Source organism: Sulfitobacter maritimus (genome assembly GCF_013346665.1).
In the GTDB taxonomy this organism is placed as follows: Bacteria; Pseudomonadota; Alphaproteobacteria; order Rhodobacterales; family Rhodobacteraceae; genus Sulfitobacter; species Sulfitobacter maritimus.
Window position 1 is genome coordinate 202,068 of record NZ_JABVBB010000038.1, and the last position, 21,519, is coordinate 223,586.

The window sequence follows — 21,519 nt, forward strand, 5'->3', positions numbered from 1 at the left end:
CTCAGGGTGAGTTCAACAAATGTAAAGGAGGTGATCCAGTGTCAAGAACGGTATTGGAGCGAGGTGTCGGAACAGTCAGAGAGGTTTCGCGCTAGGGCAGCCCCTGGCAGTCGCAACCACCTGGTGGATAACGGTCTAACCGATCCCCCTCCTGAAACCATTCGATTGGGCCGCTCCGCAAGGGGCGGCCCATTTCGCATTGCCTCTTCACCCTTTTGCGTGCCGCTGCCATGATATGCACAAGGAGACCCCATGCTGTATATCAACGATGACATCGCCATTCAGGATTGGGAGCTGACCGAAAGCTTCATGCGCGCCTCCGGGCCCGGCGGGCAGAATGTGAACAAAGTCTCCTCCGCCGTTGAACTGCGATTTGAAGCGGCGACCTCGCCCTCCCTGCCCCAGCCTGTTAAGAACCGCCTGCGCAGGCTCGCCGGACGTCGCTGGACGACTGAGGGTGCTTTGGTTTTGCAATGCGACGAGACCCGCAGTCAGGCCCGTAACCGTGAGATTGTGCGCGAACGGTTGGCCGAATTGATCCGCCAAGCGCTGACCCCGCCAAAGCGGCGGATCGCCACCCGACCCACGCTCGGATCAAAGAAGCGTAGGCTGAAGGCGAAGAAGGTCCGTGGCGAGGTTAAAGCGATGCGCGGTAAAGTAGACCCTGACACCTAGATTCCCGCGCAGGTATTAACAAATGTTCAATATCCGCAGTTCGCCTTGCGCAAGCTACGGCCCCCCTTGACCTCGCTTCCACCGATAAGGCACATAGAACGCACTTTTCTTGATGGGGCGAAGAACAGCGGATGAGCGATACAACTGCGGCCCCGGTCCGGCCCATCCCCCACGAAGATATTCTTGGCAAGGCCGTCCGCCATGCGCGGCTGCCCCTGTGTATCACCGACCCCAAACTGCCTGATAACCCCATCGTTTATGCCAATGCCGCCTTTACCGAACTGACAGGCTATGCGTTGGACGAAATCGTTGGCAAGAATTGCCGTTTCCTGCAGGGTCCGGAAACCACGCGGGACAGCATCAATGCGGTTCGAAAGATCTTGCTAGAGCGGCGCGTGGATACCGTTGAAATTTTGAACTACCGCAAGGACGGCAGCTCATTTCTCAATGCCTTGCAACTTGGCCCGATCAACGACGAGGACGGCAATCTGGCCTTTTTCTTTGGCTCGCAGATGGATGTCTCTGCACGGCGACGGGCGGAGCGTGAACATCGCGAGTTGGCAGATAATGAACTGCTGCACCGGCTGCGCAATATCGTCAATGTAATGACCGCCATGGTCCGCATGACCGCGCGCGAGGAATCCGACCCGGATGAATTTGCCGAAAAGGTGATGAACCGACTGTCGGCCCTTGGTGCTGCGCATTTTGAGACCATTGGTCGTAGCGATCAATCGGCCATTGATTTTGCGACCCTGATGAAGCCCATTTCGCAGGCCTATACCTCGGGAGCCGCCGACCAAATCCGTCTGAGCGGCAAGAACCCGGTGATCTCCCATCAACTGATCTCGCCCTTGACGCTCGCCCTACACGAACTGGCGACGAATGCCGTCAAACACGGTGCATTGAGCACGCCGCGGGGCATTGTTGATCTTGATGTATCCCTGCTGAAATCGCCCGCGCGGATGCGCTTTACTTGGCAGGAAACGGGCGGTCCTGAGGTTGCCAAACCCAGCCGCAACAGCGGGTCCAAGATCATCCAATCCCTGACCCGTGCAGCTGGTGGCACGCTCACCTATGAGTGGCGCCGCGAAGGGCTGAAGGCGACGGCCGAATTTCCGCTGAGCGCCTTTCAGCAGGGTTAAGGCTTAGACGATCACCTGCTGGGCGATCTGATCCCCTACCCCGAACACACGCTTATACCGCGCGACCTCCTCTGCCGGCCCCATCGCCTTATTCGGATTGTCCGACAGTTTCACCGTGGGTCGCCCGTTTGCGCTGACCGCTTTGCAGACCAAACTAAAGGGCGCCAGCGCATCATCTGGCACCAAGCCGCGAAAGTCGTTGGTCAGCAATGTGCCCCAGCCGAAGGAGATCTTGGCCTTGCCCGCGAACTGCGCGTGTAGCTCTTTGATCTTTCCGACGTCTAGACCATCGCTAAAGATCACCCGTTTGCGTGTCGGGTCTTCGCCGCGCTCGCGCCACCAGTCGATGGCCGTTTGCGCGGCAGTCGCTGGATCGCCGCTGTCGACGCGAATGCCGGTCCAGCCTGCCAGCCAATCGGGCGCGTTGTCTAAGAAGCCTTTGGTGCCATAGGTGTCGGGCAGAATGATCCGCAGGTTGCCTTCGTGTTCGTCGTGCCAGTCTTGCAAGACGTCATAGGGGGCTTGGGCCAGCGCCGCGTCATCCTCAGCCAAGGCAGCATAGATCATCGGCAGTTCATGGGCGTTGGTGCCGATCGCTTCGACCTCACGGCCCATGGCGATCTTGCAATTGGAGGTGCCGGTAAAGGCATCGCCCAGCCCTTCGCGCATCGCCTGCACGCACCAGTCCTGCCAGAGATAGGAATGCCGCCGCCTTGTGCCGAAATCGGCAATGGAGAGCCCGTCAATCTCGCGCAATTCCTCGATCTTTTCCCAGACGCGCGTCATGGCGCGGGCATAGAGGATTTGCAGTTCAAACCGGTCCATCCGGTTGAGCACCGCGCGGCTGCGCAGCTCCATCAAGACCGCCAGCGCAGGCACTTCCCATAGCATGACCTCTGGCCAACTGCCCTCAAAGGTCAGCTCATATTGGTCACCCTTACGCTCCAGATGGTAGGGCGGCAGGCGCAGGTTTTCGAACCATTCCATAAAGTCTGAACGGAACATCTGCCGTTTGCCGTAAAAGGTATTGCCGCGCAGCCAAGTGCTTTCCCCGCGTCCAAGGCTGAGTGAGCGGATGTGGTCCAGTTGCTCGCGCAGCTCGCCTTCGTCGATCAGATCGGCCAATGGAATGTGGGTGGAGCGGTTGATCAGGCTAAAGGTGACCTGCGTGTCCGGCTTGTTGCGAAACACCGACTGGCACATCAACAGCTTGTAGAAATCCGTGTCGATCAGGGACCGCACGATGGGGTCGATCTTCCACTTGTGGTTATAGACGCGGGTGGCGATGTCGACCATGGGAGGTTCCTTGTTGCTTGCACCCTTCATGCCAAGGGCGCAGGGCGGGGGGCAAGCCGAAAGCGGCGGATTAGGTGAGGGTGACCCCCGCAGTCCGCATCCCTTCGCGGGCTTTGGCAAGCGATCCATCCAGATCAATCGCGCGGCAAAGGTCTTCGCGCACGTCCACCTCAAACCCCAGTTTGGCCGCATCCACGGCGGAGAAGTTGACGCAGAAGTCCAGCGCCAGCCCCACCATGGTCAGCCGCTCGATGCCCCGCGTGCGCAGATAGCCTTCGAGCCCAGTTGGGGTGCTGTGGTCATTCTCGAAAAAGGCGGAGTAGCTATCGATGTCGGGGTTAAAGCCCTTGCGGATGATCAGATCAGCGCGGTCGGTTTGCAGATCAGGGTGGAACTGCGCGCCGATGCTGCCTTGGATGCAATGGTCAGGCCAGAGCACCTGCGGACCGTAGGGCATGGAGATCAACTCATAGGGGGTTTTATCTTCATGCGAGGAGGCGAAAGACGAATGCCCCGCCGGGTGCCAGTCCTGCGTCAGCACCACCGCATCGAAATCCGGCATCAGGGCGTTGATCCCTTTCAAAACCGCATCCCCCTGTGGCACGCCGAGCGCACCTCCGGGGAGGAAATCGTTTTGGACGTCGATCACGATCAGGGCATGGGTCATGGGCGTTCTCCTTCCGTCAAAGGGGTAGGGCTGTGGGTGGGATAGGTCAATGGCACGCCCCGGATTGAGCTTTGCGCCCGAAGCGCTTATTTGACGCTTATGTACACTATTGCTGCGCTATACCACTTCACCCGTTTCGACGACCCCACCGCCCTCAAACCTGCGCTGCTGGCGCTTTGCGAGGCGCAATCGGTCAAAGGAACGCTGCTGTTGGCCCCCGAAGGGGTGAACGGCACCATCGCCGGGCCACGTGCCGGGATCGACGCGGTGATCGCCCATCTGCGCGCCCTGCCCGGCTGCGCTGATCTGGAGTGGAAGGAAGCGACGAGCGACAAGCCACCTTTTGGCAAGATGAAGGTGCGCATCAAGCGTGAGATCGTGACGATGGGCCAGCCCAACGTCGATCCGCGTGCGGCGGTGGGGCATTACGTTGATCCGAAGGATTGGAACGACTTGATCCGTTCACCCGATGTGGCGGTGATCGACACGCGCAACAGCTACGAAGTGGCGATTGGCACCTTTGAAGGCGCGGTTGATCCGCAGACCGAAAGCTTTGGTGAATTCCCTGAATGGTGGGAGGCCAACAAGGACCGCTTTCACAACAAGAAGATCGCGATGTTCTGCACCGGTGGCATCCGCTGCGAGAAGTCGACGAACTACCTGTTGGGCCAGGGCGTGAACGATGTGTTCCACCTCAAGGGCGGTATCCTCAAGTATCTTGAAGAGGTACCAGAGCAGGAAAGCACGTGGGAAGGCGACTGCTTTGTCTTCGACAACCGCGTCAGCGTGGGCCACGGGCTGCGCGAGGGGCCGCATATGCTCTGCCACGGCTGCCGCCGGCCGATCTTGCCAGAGGACACGAAACATCCCGCCTATGAGGCTGGCGTCTCGTGCCATCAGTGCATTGATGAAACGACGGACGCCGACAAAGAGCGCTTCCGCGAACGCCAGCGCCAGATCACATTGGCGCGGGAACGGGCGGCCCAAGATCAGGGCTAGGCTTGCGCGGGGGCCGCGGCGTGCTGCGCCACAGCAGCCATAGCATAATCGCGATGTTCAGCCCGTTCCAAATGATGCCATTGATAAAGGCCAGCGCATAAGAACCGCTGAGGTCATAAATCTGCCCCGACAGCCAGCCACCCAATGCCATGCCAAGGATCGTCGCCATCATCACGAAACCGACCCGCGCCCCAGCTTCGCGGGCGGGCATGTATTCGCGCACGATCAACGCGTAGCTGGGCACGATGCCCCCTTGGCTCAGGCCAAAGATCAAGCTCACGATATAAAGCGAGGTCAGCCCCCCGCTGGGTAAGTAAAGGAACAGCGCGAGACATTGCAGCGCCGAGCCGATCAGCAGCGTGCGCACGCCGCCCAAACGGTCCGCCAGTAGCCCCGACAGGATGCGCGAGCCAACACCGCCCAAGAGCATCAGCGACAGCATCTCGGCCCCCACGGCCGGGCCAAAGCCGAGATCGACGCAATAAGACACGATATGCACCTGCGGCATCGACATCGCGACGCAGCAGCCAATCCCCGCCAGCCCCAGTAGATATTGCAGGCTGCGCGGGCTCAGCCCGGCAGAACGTGCAAAGCGGGTGGAGGCTTGCTCTGCCGCATCACGGGTGCTGTCACTCACCTTGCGGCGCAGGGCAAAGGCCAAGGGGATCACCCCCACCAGCGTCACCCCGGCCAGAGCAAGATAGACGGATCGCCAGCCGCTCTCGGCCAAGACACCCGCCAAGAGCATCGGCCAGATCGCGCCGGAGAGGTAATTCCCACTCGCCGCAATCGCCACAGCGATGCCCCGCCGCCGGACGAACCAATGGGAAATATCAGCAATCAGCGGCCCGAAACCCACGGCAGAAGCAAAACCGACCAGAAGCTGGGCGAGCGACAGCATGGCGATGCTTTGCGAAAGGGTCGCGAGCCCATAGCCGGCAGCGGTCGCCAAAGCGGCGGCGATCAGCGCGCGGGTGATGCCAAAACGGTCCACTGCATGGCCGATGAGGTAATTGCCAAGCCCAAAGCCAACCATCGTCAGCGTATAAGGCAAGGCCGCGCCAGCGCGGCTGCTGCCAAATTCAGCTTCAACAGCGGGCATGATGACGATGATCGCCCACATCCCCGCATTGACCGTCAGCGCAATCAGCAAGGTCAGAGCCAGCCGCCCCCAAGCATAACCGCCGTCTGTCTCCTCCACCGCCATCTGACCGTCTCCCTTAATGCGTGTATCTGGCGCCAGTGCTGCACAAAGTGCAAGAGCCACCGGAATTTAGCGACAGTTGAAGATGTTAAGCCTCCGGTAAACCCGCCGCGCTAGACCTGACCTTGGGTGAAAAATGGGTGAGTGATATGGGTGCACAGGCAAATGTGGCACCAGTCATCATCAAACGTAAGAAGGTCGTCGGCGGCGGCGGGCATCATGGTGGTGCCTGGAAAGTTGCCTATGCGGATTTTGTAACCGCGATGATGGCCTTCTTCATGTTGATGTGGCTGCTGAATGCAACAACCGAACAACAACGCAAAGGGATCGCGGATTACTTTTCTCCGACGATTCCGATCAACCGGATCTCCGGCGGCGGCAATGGCTCTTTTGGCGGCGACAGCATCTTTTCGGAACAAACGTTGCCACGCAATGGCACCGGCGCCACGTCTCCGGGTGAGCCACGTGAGGCAAAGTCCAACAGCGGCGATGGCGAGGGGGATGATGGCGCGCAGGATGAGGTCTTTAAAGAAGTCGACGCCATGTTGATGGGCCGTGGCGGTGAGACCATGGTGATGGAAAACGAACTGCGCCATATCGTAACGCGGATCACCGACGAAGGGCTGGTTATTGAACTGTTCGATCTCGACGGTATTCCATTGTTTGAGGAAAACAGCGATACGCCGACGCAACTGCTGCGGGATCTGGCAACCATTATCGCGCAGACCACCAAGGCGGTGACCAATGGCATTGCGATCGGTGGCCATGTGCGGGCCAATCCGGTGGTGCTGAATCACAGCCCGGTGTGGGAGCTTTCTGCCGCTCGCGCCACCAAAATGCGGCTTCTGCTCGGCGATGTCGGGGTTGCGCCACGCCGGGTGCAGCGCGTTACCGGCCATGCGGATCGTGAGCCGGTGACTGCCGACCGGATGGACCGACGCAACAACAGGCTTGAAATCGTGCTGCTGCGCGAGGGCCGTTAATCGGCGCGCCCGGGCGCAGAGCTCGGGCGCGGCACCGCGCGGCAGCGAATGTCGCGCATTTTATCTGTTAGCGCGACGTTAAGCACGCACCGTCTATTGCTGCTGCATCAGATTGATACAGCAGAAAGGCGTGTCCATGACAATTTCTTCTTCGCTCAACGCGGGTGTGGCGGGGCTGCGCAGCAATGCGACACGGCTCGCTTCGATCTCCGACAACATCGCGAATGCCTCTACCTTTGGCTACAAACGCGTGGTGACGGATTTCAATTCGCTGGTGCTTTCCTCTGGCTCGCGCACTTATACGGCGGGCGGGGTCGGCGCCTCGACCCAGCGGCTCATCAGCGAAGGCGGCTCTCTGGTTAGCACCTCCAACTCGACCGACCTCGCGGTGCGCGGGCGCGGCATGTTGCCAGTGGCGAGCCGGGCGGAGTTCTTGTCAGGCAGCGGACAGCCGCAGATGATGCTGGCCACGACCGGTTCGTTCCGTATTGACGCCGACGGGCTTTTGGCGAATGAATCTGGGCAGCTGCTGATGGGCTGGCCCGCCGCGCAGGATGGCACCGTCCCCTCCTACCCGCGCGACACCAGCGATGGGCTAGAGCCTATCCAGTTTGCGCTGAACCTCAGCGGCGACCCGACCACGTCTATCGACATGAGCCTCAACCTTCCCGCCACTGCGACCATCGCAGGCGCGCCCGGCGATGCGCAGGATTTGTCGATTGAATATTACGACAACCTCGGCACCTCTCAAAGCATCTCTATGTCCTTCACGCCAACGGTTCCGGCCAGCGGCTCTTCGAATGAATGGACGATCGTCCTGCGCGATTCTGCGTCTAATGACGCGGTGATCGGTGAATATGTGGTCACTTTCGACGATGGCCGCGCCTCTGGCGGAACAATCGCTTCGGTCTCGACGGTTTCGGGCGGCGGCTATGATCCCGTGACAGGAGAAATGGTTGTTGATGTCGCCAGCGGTCCGATCGCGTTCAACATCGGCTCTATCGGCGATAACTATGGGATTTCACAGCTTTCCGACAGTTTCGCGCCGATCTCTATCGACAAGGATGGCTCTCCCATTGGGAACATGATCTCTGTCGAAATCGACGAAAACGGCTTTGTGCAATCGGTCTATGATTCAGGCGTAACCCGCACCATTTATCAGGTGCCGCTGGTCGATATGTCCAATCCCGAAGGGTTGATCCCGATGGACGGGCAAACCTATCGCAGTTCGCCAGACAGCGGGGCGTTCTTCCTTTGGGATGCCGGTGACGGGCCGACGGGCGACATCAAATCATACGCTCGCGAGGAATCGGCAACAGATGTTGCCACCGAACTCACCTCAATGATCCAGACGCAACGGGCCTATTCGACCAACGCCAAGGTGATCCAGACGGTGGATGAGATGTTGCAAGAAACGACCAACATCAAACGCTAAACCGTCAAAATTTCCTGTCAGTAAAGCGAGTATCAGATGACCATATCCGGGGCATTGTCCAATGCGATGACCGGTCTGCGCGCCGCCGGGCGCGGGGCCGAGATCGTTTCTTCGAATATCTCCAACGCATTGACTCCCGGCTATGGGCGCCGGGTGCTGGAACTCTCCGCCGCTTCCGTTGGGGGCACCGGGGGCGTGCGGATCGACGGCGTGAACCGCGCTGTCAATGAGGGCATTGCTTCGGACAAACGCCTGGCTGATGCCGAGCAAAGCCATGCGCAGACGACCGCCGCCTTTTATTCGAAACTGGAAACGCTGATGGGGACCCCGGATGACCCAAATTCAGTCTCCGCGCGCGTTGCCCAGTTTGAAACCGCGCTCATCACCGCCGCCAGTCGCCCCGAAGCGCCCGAACGGCTGAGCCAAGCCGTCACCGATGCCCGCGGCCTTGCCAGCAGCATCTCTACTGTATCAAGTGGTTTGCAAGAGGCGCGAAGCCTTGCAGATCGCACCATCGGAGAGCAGGTCGCGAGCCTAAACACTGCGCTAAAACAGGTTGAGGCCCTGAACGCACAAATCACCGCCGCGCAGGTCCAAAGTCAGGACGCGACCGCTTTGCAAGACCACCGTCAGCGGTTGGTCGATGACATCAGCGCGCTAGTCCCGGTTCGCTCCGTCCCTCGCAACCATGGTCAGATCGCGCTTTATTCCACGGGCGGCGCGATCCTGCTTGACGGCAGCGCAAGCGAGATAGGGTTTGAGCGAGTTAACCTCGTCACGCCCTATATGTCGGTTGAAGCGGGCACGCTGTCCGGGTTGACCTTAAATGGCAACCCGCTGCGCACAGGAAGTGAAAGCGGCGCCCTGCGGGGCGGGGCGATTGGTGCGCAGTTTGCGATCCGTGATGAATTGGCGGTCACTGCACAAGGCGAGCTTGACGCTTTGGCACGAGATCTAATTACCCGGTTCCAAGACCCGGCTGTCGACCCGACGCTATCGGTTGGTGATGCCGGTCTTTTCACCGATGAAGGCAATGCATTCGCCCCCGCAGATGAGTTGGGGCTGGCCTTGCGACTCGCGGTGCATAGCGCGGTCGATCCCGCACAGGGCGGTGAGACCTGGCGCATGCGGGACGGGATCGGTGCGACCGTTCCAGGAAATACCGGAGATGGCAGCCTGCTGCAAAGCCTGGCCGCCGCACTGAACCAAGGGCAAACGCCCGCCAGCGGCAGCTTTGGCGGTGGCAGCTATGCCCTGATCGAACTGGTTTCCACCCTCTCCGCCGACATTGGCGCGGATCGTGGCAACGCAGATCAAATGCTGAGCTTTGCGACCACCCGGCTGAACGAGCTGACCCAGCAACAGCTCGCCGATGGGGTCGACAGTGATGACGAGATTCAGCGGCTGATGATCATCGAACAAACCTATGCCGCCAATGCTCGGGTGATCGAAGCGGTGGACGAAATGATGCAAACGATCATGAGGCTTTGACCATGAGCAGTACCTCCATCGGTGACCTTGCCCAGTCCTTTATGCTGCGCAATCGCAATACAGCCCTAAAACAAGAGATGACGCGGCTGACGACCGAACTGTCGACGGGACAGGTGGCCGACACCCGCGCAGTTCTGGGCGGCAACTATAGTTACCTGACCGAGATTGAGCGCAAACTCGAAACCCTCACCGGCTATGATGTCGCCACCACCGAAGCCAACCATATGGCCGGTGCCATGCAATCCGCGTTGGAACGGATCGAGAGTCTTGGCACGGATCTGTCTTTAAGCCTGATCGCCGCCGGCACCAGTGCCGTCGGCACCTCCAAATCCGTGGTGGCAGCAGATGCGCGAAATGCGATGGCGGCCCTTGTTGGTACGATGAATTCCAACATCGCCGGGCGCAGCATGTTCAGCGGCACGGCAACAGACCGCGCGCCCTTGCCCGATGACACCGCGCTGCTCGACGCGCTGAAAACTGCGATCACCAGCGCCGGGGCCACATCCCCAACAGACATCATGGCAGCCGCAACAAATTGGTTCAACGATCCCGCAGGCTTCGCCGCCACGGCCTATCAAGGCTCTGACAACGCGTTGGCCCCGATGACTCTATCGGAAACGGAAAGCGTCCGGCTCGATATTCGCGCTACGGATCCGGATTTGAAAACCATGCTACGCCTCAGCGCTGTTGCCGCCTTGGCCGAAGACCCGGCCCTTGCCCTGACCGAGCCTGAGCAGACCGAGCTTTTTGAGATGACCGGCCAGCAGATGCTCGCCGGACGCGACGGGATCACGTCGCTACGCGCCAAGGTGGGCTTTGCCGAAGCGCGGATCGAGCAGGTCAGCAGCCGCAACGCAGCCGAGAAAACCAGTCTCGATTACGCCAAGGCCAACTTGCTCGCCTCGGACCCGTACGATGCCGCCACCAAGCTGGAGGAAGTCCAATTTCAATTGCAAAGCCTGTATTCCGTCACAGTGCGCATGTCGCAGCTGTCTTTGGTCAATTTCCTATGATCCGTTTTCTCGCGATGCTGGCCGCATGCCTGACTATGGTCCTGCCCGCAGCCGCCGGGCCGGTTCGGATCAAGGATTTGGTAAATTTTGATGGGGTTCGGGGGAATGATCTTGTCGGCTACGGCTTGGTCGTTGGGCTGGACGGCAGCGGTGATGGTCTGCGCAACGCCCCCTTCACCGAAGACATCATGACCAACATTCTCGAACGGCTCGGCGTTAACGTTACTGGAGAGCAGTTTCGCCCCAAAAACGTTGCCGCCGTATTGGTCACTGCGACATTGCCACCCTTCGCACGCGCCGGTGGGCAAATTGATGTTACCGTCTCGGCTATTGGCGATGCGAAAAGCCTGATGGGCGGCACGCTGATTATGACCCCGATGAATGCAGCAGACGGGCAAATCTATGCCGTGGCCCAAGGGACGATCATCGCTGGCGGGGCCAAGGCCGAGGGGGATGCAGGTAGTGTGACGCAGGGGGTGCCAACATCGGGCACGATCCCTTCAGGCGCGCGGGTGGAACGCGAACTTAAGTTTGAGCTGTCTGCGCTAGAGGAACTGCGCCTTGCGCTGCGGGAGGCCGACTTCACGACAGCAGGGCGGATCGAACAGGCGATTAACCGCGATTTCGGTCGACGAGTCGCGGTCATGCTCGATAGCGGAACCGTCCAATTGGATGTGCCGGCCACGCGCATGGCCTCTGTCGCCCACGCGTTGGGCCGGATCGAAAACATCAAGGTCGAGCCTGAACGTAAAGCTAGGGTGGTGGTCGATCAGCGCTCAGGCACCATCGTGATGGGCGAAGATGTGCGTATTTCGCGCGTTGCCGTTTCACAGGGGAACCTGACGCTGCGCATTCAAGAAACACCTTTGGTTTCTCAACCCAACCCTTTTTCCGAAGGAGAGACGATCGTCGTTCCGCGCACCAACGCCGCGATTCAAGAAGAACCGGGCATCGGTCTTGCCGAAGTTCCAAATGGGACCTCCCTGTCCGAGGTGATCGCGGGGCTCAATGCCCTTGGCGTATCCCCGCGCGATATGATCGATATTCTAAAAAGCATTAAAGCAGCGGGGGCGCTCCATGCTGAGTTTGTTGTAAGGTAACTGTCCTTCTGATCGGTCACAGCAAACGAATACGGCGGAACATCAGCGCTGTCAGACCGGGCCAAACCCCGCGTTTTTGTCCGATCACAGCGGCCGCACTTCCGAATGCGGCCAGTTGTACCGCCGCGTAGATTTGTGCGAGTTCCGCAGGGGTGTTGATCCGCAAACCGTATGCCACACCGGCCATTAAAAAAGCGCACAACAGGCTGATAAGCGCCCACTCTCGGCGATGGCCGGTGATCGCCAGAAACATGGGGCCCGCTCCAAATAAGGCGGGTGCTGCTGCCCCGAACATCAGCCAGAGCAGCGCCGCTCTTTCTGTTTCAAACGAAGGCACGACGAGTGGTGACAGCACCGGAAAGAGCACCAAAACGCCCACACAGGTTCCGCCGCCGATAAGCAGCAGACCAAGATTGAGACGCGCGGCATTGGCGACAAAGGTTGAGGATTGGCCGTGCGCGTTAGCTGCCTGAAGCCGACTTTGTGCTGCGATTTGTACGACTTGCATCACCGTGACAGCTGCAAATCCACCCGCGCGCAGGATCAGATACCCTGCGGCTGTGCTGGACGAGAAAACCAAATACGCAATGAATACATCCATTGTCACGAACAATGCAGGGCCGAATGATAGCAACGTCTCACGCAGGTGATTTCGCCGCGACTTCCCACGCTCGTCGAATGGGGAGGGTAGGCCCTGCAACTGGATGATCGTCCATAGGAGCCAAAGCAATAGCAATGCCGCTAACAGCAACTCGGGCGTGGTTTCGGCGATTTGATCCAAGCTCCAGACAAGCCCAGCGGCAGGGAACATAGGCAGGAATTGGCATAGGATACTAGACCACCGTATCGCGCCGGGGAACTTAGCTGCAAAATGCCGCAATGCCAAAAGCAGACTGGCACCTGACAGGAACAGCGCGATCACCGGTCGGCCCTCCAGGAGAGGCATCGCACCGCCAGTTGCAAGCCCCCCTAAGACAGCCACTAAGAAGACCCATCGCGTGAGGATCGCGCCTAGCGCCTCTGACCAACGAAAGTTCTGGCTGCCATCCTCGCTCTCAAACTGCGTCAGCCCAATGATTAAAAAACGCGCAAGAATTTCAGCCAAGACCAAAGCGCCCAGAACTTCTGCAAAACCATCCGCCGACAAGACACCGCCTGCCATCCCGGCGAATAAAAGCCACCCGCTTCCCACCAGCAAACCGCGCCAAATTATTCCGGACAAACCCTGCCCGTTTCTCTGTGATAGCCTCACCAAACGTCTCCCCACATTCACGCTGCGTTAGCGCAACGCGAACATGTCGGGCCGGTCTTTCACCTAGATTAACAGGCAGCGTCCTTTACAAACGCTTTGTCTTAAGATGAGGGGATTGCGTCTAAAAATAACTGCGCACGAGACTGCCTGCAATTAAGCTCCACCCATCAGCGACAACGAAAAAGGCGAGCTTGAAAGGAAGTGAAACCACCGCGGGCGGCACCATCATCATCCCCATCGACATGAGGATCGCGGCAACGACGAGGTCAATGATCAGGAACGGCAGGTAAATCAGAAAGCCAATTTGGAACGCGCGCGCGATCTCAGACAGGAGGAACGAGGGGATTAGCACCGATAGGGGGGCATCAGCCGTTGGCTCTGCTGAAAGGGTCCCGGGGCGCAACTCAGCCATGGCGAAAAACGTATCGGGATCCAGCCGTGCCGCCATAAAACTGCGAAAGGGGGCCAAGGTGCGCGCGAATGCTGTCTCTATATCGATTTGCTCGTTGGTAAGTGGCTCGATACCATTCTCCCAAGCCGCTGTAAAAACAGGTTCCATGATAAAATAGGAAAGGAAGAGCGCGAGGCTGACAATGAGCATATTCGGCGGGGACTGTTGCAGGCCGATCGCTTGTCGCAAAATAGACAGAACCGTGACAATAAACGGAAAACAGGTCACCATAATGGCCAGCCCGGGCGCAAGGCTGAGCACTGTGATCAATGCGAACAGCTGGATCGTTCGCGCACTAATAGATCCATCATTCCCCAGAGATAGCGAAAACTCCTGCGCGGTCGCCATGGCAGGAAGAGCAAGGAACGTGACGACAAAAAGCGTGCGGATATGAAGGCGCGGACCGGTCACGGACTTTTCTGAAGGTCCACGATTTCAGTCAGTCTCACCACAAGCTGCCCGGAGGGATCACCTTCTTGCTCTTCCAATAGGCCGCGGGCGATAAGACGGTCCCCTACGTAAAGTTCAACCGGATCATCCATACGGCTGTCCAGCGTCAGCACTGCGTTTTCGCCCAACATGACCAAATCACGGATCAGGGGCCGGGCTTTGCCCACGCAAACATTCACCTCAATCGGGACAGAAGTGAAAGGGTTTGAGATGTCAGCGGCGGGGGTACTATCCACGGGGAGTCTCCTGTCGGGATTGAAGGAAGAAAGCGTCAAGGGCATCGGCCAGGCCGGCGAGAACGGTATCGAGATTAACCTCCCGCTCTTCCGTATTTGCGCGCAGGTAGACCTGTCCGGGGCTTAATGTTGGCTCAGCGGTTAGCACGAAAGGGAGTTTAATTTTCTGGCTCAGCGTTTCTTGCATCGCATCTATCTGCTGCGGGGCCACGGCAATCTCGATGCCACCTTCCGCATTGTCCGCGAGGGTTTTCTCCAGTAGCTCGACCATCTGTTCGGCCAGCGTGGCATGGGCGGCAACGGGCAGGACCTTGGTTACGATGCTGCGTAGCAGCGGGCGCATGGCAGCAAAGAGCTTCGTATTTGCTTCGTGAAAGGTGAAGGACATATCCTGAAGGCTTTGCGCGGTTTCAGACGCGATGCGATCACGCTCTGTCGTATGCGCTTTTACGGCATCGTCCCATCCTGCCTGATAGCCTGCTTCAAAAGACTGTAGCTTTTCGTCTTGCACGGCTTCAGCCATAGCGCCATCGGCGTCCCCGGCAACGCCGGTTCCGAAGTCATGGTAGCGGTGGGATAAAGAGGTCATGCGCTTTCCTCTTTATCTTCAAGCCAACTGCGCAGTATTTCGACGGTCTCTTCCTTGCGATCACCGATCATAGCGCGCAATCGGTCGACAGGTTCATCGCCGCCCCCCAGAGAAGGCAGGCCCGCCAGCGCCGGTAGCTCTGCATCAGCGGTCCCTAATTCGCTAAGGTCAGGCAGATCGAAACTATTTGACGCGATATCTCCGGAAAGACCGCTTGTATTTGCTGTCTCATCGGTCGGATCTATCATCGAAGGTGGCAAGGCGGGGACATCGCCTGCTTGCTTGTCCGGCGCGCGCGACAGCACAGGACGCACGACGAAAAGTCCGAGAATAAGAGTAACAATCGCCAGCACGGCCATTTGAATGGCAGCCATTAAGTCGAGATCAAGACGATCCAGAAGCGAAGTCCCCGCAGCGGTGCCACTGGGTGCAATATTTTGCAAGGGCATCGATTTGATCGTGATGATGTCCCCGCGCGCTTCGTCATAACCCACCGCAGAGGAGACGAGTTCACGCAGGGCTGAAAGTTCCGCTTCATCGCGGGGCTGCGCCACCATTTCCCCGGCTTCATTCGTTACCATGGGTTCGTTTACCAGCACGGCGACTGTTACACGTTTGATGGCACCGGGCGCGCGGATGATTTCACGCTCGGTTTCTGACACTTCGTAGTTAATGCGTTCGCGCGTTTCGTTGTTTTGCGATGAAGACCCCTCCCCGCCGCCGCCTTCTTGATCGGGTAAGTTGCTGGCCACTGTGACATCACCACCGCCCGCATCGCTCGACGTGTTGGTGCGCTCTTCTGTATCAGTGCTGATCGCCACCCGGCTTTCCGGATCAAAGCGAGTCTCACGGATGGCTTCACTCTCGGTGACGGTGTCAACGCTCACTTCAACAACTGCATTCCCGAAGCCCACTCGAGCCTCAAGCAAACGCTGCACCCGATCCCGCAGGACCTGCGCCTTGTCGTCACCACCGATCGCCGGAACAGCATCTTCCGTTTGCCCGATCAAGGCGCCGTTGGAGTCAATCACCGCCACATCTTCAGGCGACAACCCGGCGACCGCCGAGGCCACCAGATAGCGTATCGCCTTGGCCTGAGCGGCCGTGGCAGCGCCGCCGGTCGGTGTGATCGAAACCGAGGCTTTGGGCGTGACGCCGCGCTGAAAGGGATTTGAGCCGGTGCTGGCAATATGCACGCGAGCCATCGCGATATGCGGGTTGGCGACAATCGTGCGCGCCAACTCCCCCTCTTTCGCGCGCCAATAGGCGGCATCAAACATTTGCGAGGTTGTGCCAAAACCAGTTAGACTATCGAGCAGCTCATAGCCGCGATTGCCGTTCGCGGGCAGTCCCTCACTCGCGAGGGTCAAGCGAAGTTGGTCCCGCTCCTGCGCATCGACAAAGATCGAGCCGCCACGCACTTCGAACGTGATGCCGCGTTGCTCTAACGACCGCACCACGTCGCCTGCGGCACCGTTTTCTAGCCCCGCGTAGAGCAGTGTCATTGTTGGCGCTGTTGCCATTCTAGACATCGCGAGAATCGCTGCGAACATCGCAACCGTCGCAAGGATGACAGTGATCTGGCGGCGTAAATCAAGGCCGAACCAGACGTTAAGTAATTGCTGCACAATCGCCTCCGTCTCGCCAGACTTTCTGCCGGGCGCTGACCGAGAGATGAACGATCAGCCTTAACATTCGGTTAGTGCAAAAGCGGCTATACCCCGTGGGAAGCAAAAAAATGGACACGCCATGGCCGAAGAAGAAACACCGTCCGAAGAACCAGAAAAAAAGAAGTCTAAGATGCCTTTGATACTTGGCGCTGTGCTTGGTCTTGCCGGTGCCGGGGGCGGCTTTTTCGCCGTATCTTCGGGGATGATTCTGGCGCCCGAAACTGAAGAACAGGCCGAAGCCGAAGCAGCAATTGACGCATCGATGATGCCGGATGTGGCCTTTGTTCCTGTCGAGCCGCTGGTGATCTCGCTGCGCGCCCCGTCGCAATCTCAGCACCTGCGCTTTCGGGCTGAATTAGAAGTGCCAACCGCGTTTCAGGCGGAAGTCGAGAAACTACTGCCGCGGGTCGTAGATGTTCTTAACAGCTACCTGCGCGCACTCGATCCGGGTGATTTAGAAGACGCAACAGCCCTGACGCGACTGCGTGCACAAATGCTCAGACGCGTCCAAACCGTCGCTGGGCAAGACCGTGTTAACGACTTGCTTGTTATGGAGTTCGTACTGAACTGAAGGGGCGAACATGGAATTGATTGCAGATATCTTGATGGCCGCGGGCGCCATGGGCGCCGGGTTTTACTGCTTTGTCTTGGGTCGTCGACTGAATCGTTTTAACGACCTCGAAAAAGGCGTGGGCGGAGCGGTTGCCGTTTTGTCGGCGCAAGTGGACGATTTGTCAAAAACACTGACAGCAGCCCAGACCACGGCTGCGACATCGGCCGAAACGCTTACGAGTTTGACCCGTCGCGCTGAGGAAACTTCGCGCAGGCTTGAGTTGCAGATGGCTGCGTTGCGTGACCTGGAAAGCAACGGAGCGTCGGACGCAGTGTCGACCAAGGCCGTAGAAGGCGCAGATCAGCAAAATGATGTGCAACGCCCCGCCCAGCAGATCGGCGGCAAAGCCACGCCTGCTGCACCAGCGGCCCCCGGCGAACCAATGTTCACCCGCCATCGCTTAAGTGGAGATGCAGCATGAAGCTTTTTCGTAAACCCCGCATTCGTCGCCGGGCCCGCCGCGGTTCAATCTTGTTGATCGCCAGCCTTCTGTTCGCCTCCGCTTTGCTTCGACTTGCGGCAGGGGTTGATATTGCGGTGGCTGGAAACACGAGCGCAGAAAAAGAAAATTCAATTCAAGCCCAAGCCCCTCAACCGCCGGAGAGCGATAGCAAGGACCGGGCGGAAATGGGACGGCTTTTGTTGGCACTCCAAGAGCGTGAGTCGCGCCTGAAAGAACGCGAGAAGCGGATTGATGCCCGTGCCAAAGCGCTTTCTGTCGCGGGAGAAGAGATAGAACAGCGGCTCAAAGCTCTTGAGGCCGTAGAAGCGAGATTGCGTGACACTTTGGCACTGGCCGATGGCGCCGCCGAGGATGATCTTGCAAAGCTTACAACCGTTTACGAAAGCATGAAGCCCAAGGAGGCTGCCGCGCTTTTCCAGACGATGGAGCCCGATTTCGCCGCTGGTTTTCTTGGCCGAATGCGTCCGGAATCCGCCGCGTCAATCATGGCCGGTCTCCCACCTGACGTGGCCTATTTGATCAGCGCCATCCTTGCGGGCCGCAATGCGAATGCACCCAAAAGCTAAGCTGCTGAAGGTTTCTTAATCCAAATCTGAGAGGCTGCCGCCTTAGGTCTTAGTTGGGGAATATCATGATCGGAATCATCGGAATCATCACCATTTTTGTTATGGTGTTTGGCGGTTATCTCGCCGCTGGTGGCAAGATGGGTATCATCTTAAAATCGCTGCCATTCGAAATGACAATGATCGGCGGTGCCGCCCTAGGCGCATTTCTTATTAGTAACGACGGTCCCGCAATCAAACATACGATTAAGGACGTAGGCAAAGTCTTTAAAGGGCCGAAATGGAAGCATAGCGATTATCGCGACCTGCTATGCCTGCTGTTTGAACTGATCCGTCTGGCTCGCCAAAATCCGGTGGCCATCGAAGAGCATATAGAAGCGCCGGAAGACTCTTCTATCTTCTCTAAGTACCCCAAGATCTTGAGCGATAAGGAAGCGATTGCGTTGATCTGCGACACGATGCGCTCGGCGTCAATGAATTACGACGACCCGCATCAGGTTGAAGAAGTGCTCGAAAAGCGCATGGAGGCGAATATGCATCATGCGATGCATTCCAGCCATGCCCTACAGGTGGTCGCGGATGGCCTGCCTGCGCTTGGGATTGTTGCGGCGGTTTTGGGCGTGATCAAGACCATGGCTTCAATCGATCAACCGCCGGAAATCTTGGGTAAGTTGATCGGTGGCGCGCTTGTAGGGACGTTTCTCGGGGTATTCTTGGCCTATGGCCTCGTCGGTCCTTTTGCTTCCAAGGTAAAGGATGTCACCGAAGACGAAGCACATTTTTACCAGCTCATTCGTGAAGTTCTGGTCGCAAATCTGCACAACCACGCGACCAATATCTGCATCGAAGTAGGTCGGCAGAACACGCCCTCACACTGCCGTCCCAGCTATGCCGACCTTGAAGAGGCGCTTAAGTCGGTCAAACAGGACGCTGCCTAATGCGCAGTCCGCTTCTCATCTTGGGGCTGATCCTTCCATTGATCGCCAGTGCCGACCCTTTTCCGGTGCAATCGGGAGAACATGACGGCTTCACGAGAATCGTTACCCAGGTGCCGAACAGCGATGCTTGGGACGTGAAACAAACGGGCCGCAAGGTAACGATTTCCATTAAAGGGCATCAGGATGGGTTCGACACGAGCACAGTCTTTCAGCGCATCGCGCGCGACCGGATCGCCGCGATTGAGAGCCGAGCAGCGTCCTTAATTTTAACGCTAGAATGTGACTGCCGGGTCTCGGCCTTTCCATCCGGTAGTGATTACGCGGTCATTGATGTGGCCTCCCCCGGCGTGGCACTGCCCACCCCACTGATCGCGCTAGAGAATCCACGTTCATCTGAGACGCAAGATCAGGATGCGACAACCGAAGACAGTCAGGCAAAATTAACCCCTGTGCCACCTATTCTCCCGCTTATCGTGAAGGCGCCGAAGCCCCAAAAACCGCCACAACTGGATTTGGACCGCACTCCTCTGACGGAAGCCCAGCAATCTGCTTTGAACGAGCTTCAAAGCCAGTTGGCACAAGAGCTAGGCGCGGCGAGCACGCGCGGCTTGTTGACCCCGACCGCGCGCGCGCCGTCAGCACGGCCAAGGTCGGTCGAAGCATCCGAGCCGAGCGATCCGCCGACCACGCCCCCCGAACCTGTGGACGTGGCGCAAGATCCACTGCAAAATATGCGGATCTCAAGCAGTATGGATGCGCCAATGCGCAAGAAGGCGCACCCCACAACGCGCAAAGGTCAGTCTTGCCCCGATGACGCTAGCATTGCGATTGAAACATGGGGGTCGGCAGAGGCGTTTGATAAGCAAATCAGCGCGGGCCGGGCAGCGCTTTTCGGCGAATTTGATCGGATTGCCCCCCAAGCAGCGTTAAGCCTCGCTCAGACTTATCTTTACTTCGGTTTTGGGGCAGAAGCGCAGCAGGTTCTCGCGCTCGCGCCGGAGGTCGCCCGCGACAATCCGCTATTATTTGATCTGGCGGACATTATGGATCATGGCGAGCCGCGCCGAGCTGATCCGCTACAGTCTTTTGCTGAATGTGAGTCTGATATTGCTCTTTGGGCGGTCTTTGCTTTAGAAAGCGGCGCCACCAGCGCCACACTGCCAGTCAGCTCCGCTCTGCGAACGATCAACAAACTGCCGGCCCATCTGCGCCGATTGCTTGCGCCGCAATTAAGCCGACGGCTGCTGTCCCACGGCTATGACGATGCTGCTGCCGCTGTTCTGCGCAGCCTTGAACGCCTACCTGATGATCTGCCAGTAGAGGCCACGTTAGCGCAAGCGCATGTGGCACTTAAGGAAGGTGAGATCGAGGATGGCACCGCGAAGCTTGAGACTGTGGCTGCCCAAAACACCCCGCATACCCCCGAAGCGCTCATCGCTCTGATAGAAGCGCGGATCGATCCTGATGAACCAATTAGCGCTGAGACTGCTGCACTCGTCGATACCTATGCACAAGAGCATCGCGATACAACGCTCGGCGCCAAGTTGGAGTATGCACATGCTTTGGCTCTGATTAAATCAGGTCAGTTTGATCGGGCGGCGAGGGCAATCAAAAAGCGCAATGAGTCTGACAACGCGACGGAGAAAATAGCGCTTAATTTAAACTTCTTAAAGGAGTTGACCGGGCAAGGCGATGACATTGTCTTTCTTGACCATATTTTAGACTTTTCAGAAGAAGACATTGCTCAACTGCCTAAACCCGATATATACGATCTGGTGACCCGGCTCTTGTCGCTAGGCTTCGCAGCCGAAGCGCAGCGCATTCTTGCAACGGAGTCAGAGACAGATCGCCCGCTGAGACGGCAGCTTCTCGCAGCGAGAACGGCGCTTGCATTACAACAGCCGTTTCAGGCGCAGGCCGCCTTGCTGGGCATTGATGCGCCCGAAGCCTCCCCCTTGCGCGCGCAGGCCAAAGCAATGGCGGGGGAATTTGGCGAAGCGCATGATCTTTATCAGCAATCCAACCTCGCGTCATCGGCACAGGATACTGCTTGGTTGGCGAATGATTGGCGAGACCGGACACCGAAAGACTCTCCTATCTATGGCGCAACAGCCCGTTTGGTAGAAAGCCGACCTGCACTTTCGGATGATCCGAACGGCATGCTCGCGCGCACGAAGGCTGCCCTGAGCGAAAGCGCAGCGGCTAGGGGAACGCTGGATAAACTGCTTTCAGCCACCGCCTTAACCCAAGATGCAACTGAATGAACGGCACTCTCAATTAATCGAGCTA

Annotated in this window: 21 protein-coding genes; 13 read left to right on the forward strand and 8 right to left on the reverse strand. The window is 58.3% G+C overall.

Features of this window, described 5'->3' with window-relative positions; translation table 11 throughout:
* Nucleotides 1-252: 252 nt before the first annotated feature.
* Both arfB and HTT03_RS15795 read left to right on the forward strand, forming a co-directional pair.
* Nucleotides 253-675, forward strand: coding sequence for an alternative ribosome rescue aminoacyl-tRNA hydrolase ArfB (gene arfB / locus HTT03_RS15790; protein ID WP_174860745.1), 423 nt, complete (start codon nucleotides 253-255; stop codon nucleotides 673-675).
* Between the two features lie 131 nt (nucleotides 676-806).
* A complete protein-coding gene (locus tag HTT03_RS15795) occupies nucleotides 807-1,817 on the forward strand; it encodes a PAS domain-containing protein (protein WP_174860746.1) in 1,011 nt (336 codons plus the stop codon).
* 3 nt (nucleotides 1,818-1,820) lie between these two features.
* Here the strand turns inward: HTT03_RS15795 and pncB are convergent, their stop codons facing one another.
* Nucleotides 1,821-3,113 carry a nicotinate phosphoribosyltransferase gene (gene pncB / locus HTT03_RS15800; protein WP_174860747.1) on the reverse strand — a complete coding sequence of 431 codons (1,293 nt, stop codon included), beginning with the start codon at nucleotides 3,111-3,113 and terminating at the stop codon, nucleotides 1,821-1,823.
* A gap of 70 nt (nucleotides 3,114-3,183) precedes the next feature.
* Nucleotides 3,184-3,780, reverse strand: coding sequence for a bifunctional nicotinamidase/pyrazinamidase (gene pncA / locus HTT03_RS15805; protein WP_174860748.1), 597 nt, complete (start codon nucleotides 3,778-3,780; stop codon nucleotides 3,184-3,186).
* Between the two features lie 99 nt (nucleotides 3,781-3,879).
* Here pncA and trhO point away from each other — a divergent pair, with 99 nt between their 5' ends.
* Nucleotides 3,880-4,779, forward strand: a complete 900-nt coding sequence (gene trhO / locus HTT03_RS15810; protein ID WP_174860749.1) for an oxygen-dependent tRNA uridine(34) hydroxylase TrhO — start codon at nucleotides 3,880-3,882, stop codon at nucleotides 4,777-4,779.
* On the opposite strand, the gene HTT03_RS15815 is transcribed toward trhO, so the two are convergent.
* Entirely contained in the window at nucleotides 4,739-5,986 is a 1,248-nt protein-coding gene (locus HTT03_RS15815; RefSeq protein WP_174860750.1) for an MFS transporter, read from the reverse strand. The genes trhO and HTT03_RS15815 overlap by 41 nt on opposite strands.
* A gap of 146 nt (nucleotides 5,987-6,132) precedes the next feature.
* Here HTT03_RS15815 and HTT03_RS15820 point away from each other — a divergent pair, with 146 nt between their 5' ends.
* From HTT03_RS15820 to HTT03_RS15840, 5 genes are all read left to right on the forward strand, one after another.
* Nucleotides 6,133-6,966 (forward strand): OmpA/MotB family protein, encoded by an 834-nt coding sequence (locus HTT03_RS15820; protein WP_174860751.1) that lies wholly within the window; start codon nucleotides 6,133-6,135, stop codon nucleotides 6,964-6,966.
* Nucleotides 6,967-7,102: 136 nt separating this feature from the next.
* A complete protein-coding gene (locus HTT03_RS15825) occupies nucleotides 7,103-8,401 on the forward strand; it encodes a flagellar hook protein FlgE (protein WP_174860752.1) in 1,299 nt (432 codons plus the stop codon).
* 36 nt (nucleotides 8,402-8,437) lie between these two features.
* Nucleotides 8,438-9,892, forward strand: coding sequence for a flagellar hook-associated protein FlgK (flgK, locus tag HTT03_RS15830; RefSeq protein ID WP_174860753.1), 1,455 nt, complete (start codon nucleotides 8,438-8,440; stop codon nucleotides 9,890-9,892).
* A 2-nt stretch (nucleotides 9,893-9,894) separates the two neighbouring features.
* A complete protein-coding gene (locus HTT03_RS15835; protein WP_174860754.1) occupies nucleotides 9,895-10,905 on the forward strand; it encodes a flagellin in 1,011 nt (336 codons plus the stop codon).
* Nucleotides 10,902-12,005 carry a flagellar basal body P-ring protein FlgI gene (locus HTT03_RS15840; protein ID WP_174860755.1) on the forward strand — a complete coding sequence of 368 codons (1,104 nt, stop codon included), beginning with the start codon at nucleotides 10,902-10,904 and terminating at the stop codon, nucleotides 12,003-12,005. The genes HTT03_RS15835 and HTT03_RS15840 overlap by 4 nt, the downstream gene beginning before the upstream one ends.
* Nucleotides 12,006-12,021: 16 nt before the next feature.
* Here HTT03_RS15840 and HTT03_RS15845 read toward each other — a convergent pair whose 3' ends face one another.
* From HTT03_RS15845 to fliF, 5 genes are all read right to left on the reverse strand, one after another.
* Nucleotides 12,022-13,110, reverse strand: coding sequence for a hypothetical protein (locus HTT03_RS15845; RefSeq protein ID WP_174860756.1), 1,089 nt, complete (start codon nucleotides 13,108-13,110; stop codon nucleotides 12,022-12,024).
* A gap of 268 nt (nucleotides 13,111-13,378) precedes the next feature.
* Nucleotides 13,379-14,056 carry a flagellar type III secretion system pore protein FliP gene (fliP, locus tag HTT03_RS15850; protein ID WP_174861243.1) on the reverse strand — a complete coding sequence of 226 codons (678 nt, stop codon included), beginning with the start codon at nucleotides 14,054-14,056 and terminating at the stop codon, nucleotides 13,379-13,381.
* A gap of 59 nt (nucleotides 14,057-14,115) precedes the next feature.
* On the reverse strand, nucleotides 14,116-14,439 hold the full coding sequence (locus tag HTT03_RS15855; protein WP_174860757.1) for a FliM/FliN family flagellar motor switch protein: 324 nt from the start codon (nucleotides 14,437-14,439) through the stop codon (nucleotides 14,116-14,118).
* On the reverse strand, nucleotides 14,387-14,983 hold the full coding sequence (locus HTT03_RS15860) for a FliH/SctL family protein (RefSeq protein ID WP_174860758.1): 597 nt from the start codon (nucleotides 14,981-14,983) through the stop codon (nucleotides 14,387-14,389). The genes HTT03_RS15855 and HTT03_RS15860 overlap by 53 nt, the downstream gene beginning before the upstream one ends.
* On the reverse strand, nucleotides 14,980-16,611 hold the full coding sequence (fliF, locus tag HTT03_RS15865; RefSeq protein WP_174860759.1) for a flagellar basal-body MS-ring/collar protein FliF: 1,632 nt from the start codon (nucleotides 16,609-16,611) through the stop codon (nucleotides 14,980-14,982). The genes HTT03_RS15860 and fliF overlap by 4 nt, the downstream gene beginning before the upstream one ends.
* Nucleotides 16,612-16,732: 121 nt before the next feature.
* Here fliF and HTT03_RS15870 point away from each other — a divergent pair, with 121 nt between their 5' ends.
* The 5 genes from HTT03_RS15870 to HTT03_RS15890 all read left to right on the forward strand — a co-directional run bounded on the left by HTT03_RS15870 (nucleotide 16,733) and on the right by HTT03_RS15890 (nucleotide 21,494).
* Entirely contained in the window at nucleotides 16,733-17,224 is a 492-nt protein-coding gene (locus HTT03_RS15870) for a flagellar basal body-associated FliL family protein (protein WP_174860760.1), read from the forward strand.
* 10 nt (nucleotides 17,225-17,234) lie between these two features.
* The gene (locus tag HTT03_RS18760) at nucleotides 17,235-17,687 is read left to right on the forward strand and encodes a hypothetical protein (RefSeq protein ID WP_246253571.1); all 453 of its coding nucleotides are present in this window, start codon (nucleotides 17,235-17,237) and stop codon (nucleotides 17,685-17,687) included.
* A gap of 206 nt (nucleotides 17,688-17,893) precedes the next feature.
* Nucleotides 17,894-18,295: a MotE family protein gene (locus tag HTT03_RS15880; RefSeq protein WP_343035866.1), complete on the forward strand. Its 402-nt coding sequence runs from the start codon at nucleotides 17,894-17,896 to the stop codon at nucleotides 18,293-18,295.
* 65 nt (nucleotides 18,296-18,360) lie between these two features.
* A complete protein-coding gene (motA, locus tag HTT03_RS15885) occupies nucleotides 18,361-19,230 on the forward strand; it encodes a flagellar motor stator protein MotA (protein WP_174860762.1) in 870 nt (289 codons plus the stop codon).
* Nucleotides 19,230-21,494, forward strand: coding sequence for an atrophin-1 family protein (locus tag HTT03_RS15890; RefSeq protein WP_174860763.1), 2,265 nt, complete (start codon nucleotides 19,230-19,232; stop codon nucleotides 21,492-21,494). Before motA ends, HTT03_RS15890 begins: the two co-directional genes overlap by 1 nt.
* The last annotated feature ends 25 nt before the right edge of the window (nucleotides 21,495-21,519 follow it).

Bases quoted from the DNA above. Each gene is read 5' to 3' on its own strand.
- arfB (WP_174860745.1), top strand. From the start codon at position 253: ATGCTGTATATCAACGATGACATCGCCATTCAGGATTGGGAGCTGACC.
- HTT03_RS15795 (WP_174860746.1), top strand. From the start codon at position 807: ATGAGCGATACAACTGCGGCCCCGGTCCGGCCCATCCCCCACGAAGAT.
- pncB (WP_174860747.1), bottom strand. From the start codon at position 3,113: ATGGTCGACATCGCCACCCGCGTCTATAACCACAAGTGGAAGATCGAC.
- pncA (WP_174860748.1), bottom strand. From the start codon at position 3,780: ATGACCCATGCCCTGATCGTGATCGACGTCCAAAACGATTTCCTCCCC.
- trhO (WP_174860749.1), top strand. From the start codon at position 3,880: ATGTACACTATTGCTGCGCTATACCACTTCACCCGTTTCGACGACCCC.
- HTT03_RS15815 (WP_174860750.1), bottom strand. From the start codon at position 5,986: ATGGCGGTGGAGGAGACAGACGGCGGTTATGCTTGGGGGCGGCTGGCT.
- HTT03_RS15820 (WP_174860751.1), top strand. From the start codon at position 6,133: ATGGGTGCACAGGCAAATGTGGCACCAGTCATCATCAAACGTAAGAAG.
- HTT03_RS15825 (WP_174860752.1), top strand. From the start codon at position 7,103: ATGACAATTTCTTCTTCGCTCAACGCGGGTGTGGCGGGGCTGCGCAGC.
- flgK (WP_174860753.1), top strand. From the start codon at position 8,438: ATGACCATATCCGGGGCATTGTCCAATGCGATGACCGGTCTGCGCGCC.
- HTT03_RS15835 (WP_174860754.1), top strand. From the start codon at position 9,895: ATGAGCAGTACCTCCATCGGTGACCTTGCCCAGTCCTTTATGCTGCGC.
- HTT03_RS15840 (WP_174860755.1), top strand. From the start codon at position 10,902: ATGATCCGTTTTCTCGCGATGCTGGCCGCATGCCTGACTATGGTCCTG.
- fliP (WP_174861243.1), bottom strand. From the start codon at position 14,056: ATGGCGACCGCGCAGGAGTTTTCGCTATCTCTGGGGAATGATGGATCT.
- HTT03_RS15855 (WP_174860757.1), bottom strand. From the start codon at position 14,439: ATGCCCTTGACGCTTTCTTCCTTCAATCCCGACAGGAGACTCCCCGTG.
- HTT03_RS15860 (WP_174860758.1), bottom strand. From the start codon at position 14,983: ATGACCTCTTTATCCCACCGCTACCATGACTTCGGAACCGGCGTTGCC.
- HTT03_RS15870 (WP_174860760.1), top strand. From the start codon at position 16,733: ATGGCCGAAGAAGAAACACCGTCCGAAGAACCAGAAAAAAAGAAGTCT.
- HTT03_RS18760 (WP_246253571.1), top strand. From the start codon at position 17,235: ATGGAATTGATTGCAGATATCTTGATGGCCGCGGGCGCCATGGGCGCC.
- HTT03_RS15880 (WP_343035866.1), top strand. From the start codon at position 17,894: ATGGGACGGCTTTTGTTGGCACTCCAAGAGCGTGAGTCGCGCCTGAAA.
- motA (WP_174860762.1), top strand. From the start codon at position 18,361: ATGATCGGAATCATCGGAATCATCACCATTTTTGTTATGGTGTTTGGC.
- HTT03_RS15890 (WP_174860763.1), top strand. From the start codon at position 19,230: ATGCGCAGTCCGCTTCTCATCTTGGGGCTGATCCTTCCATTGATCGCC.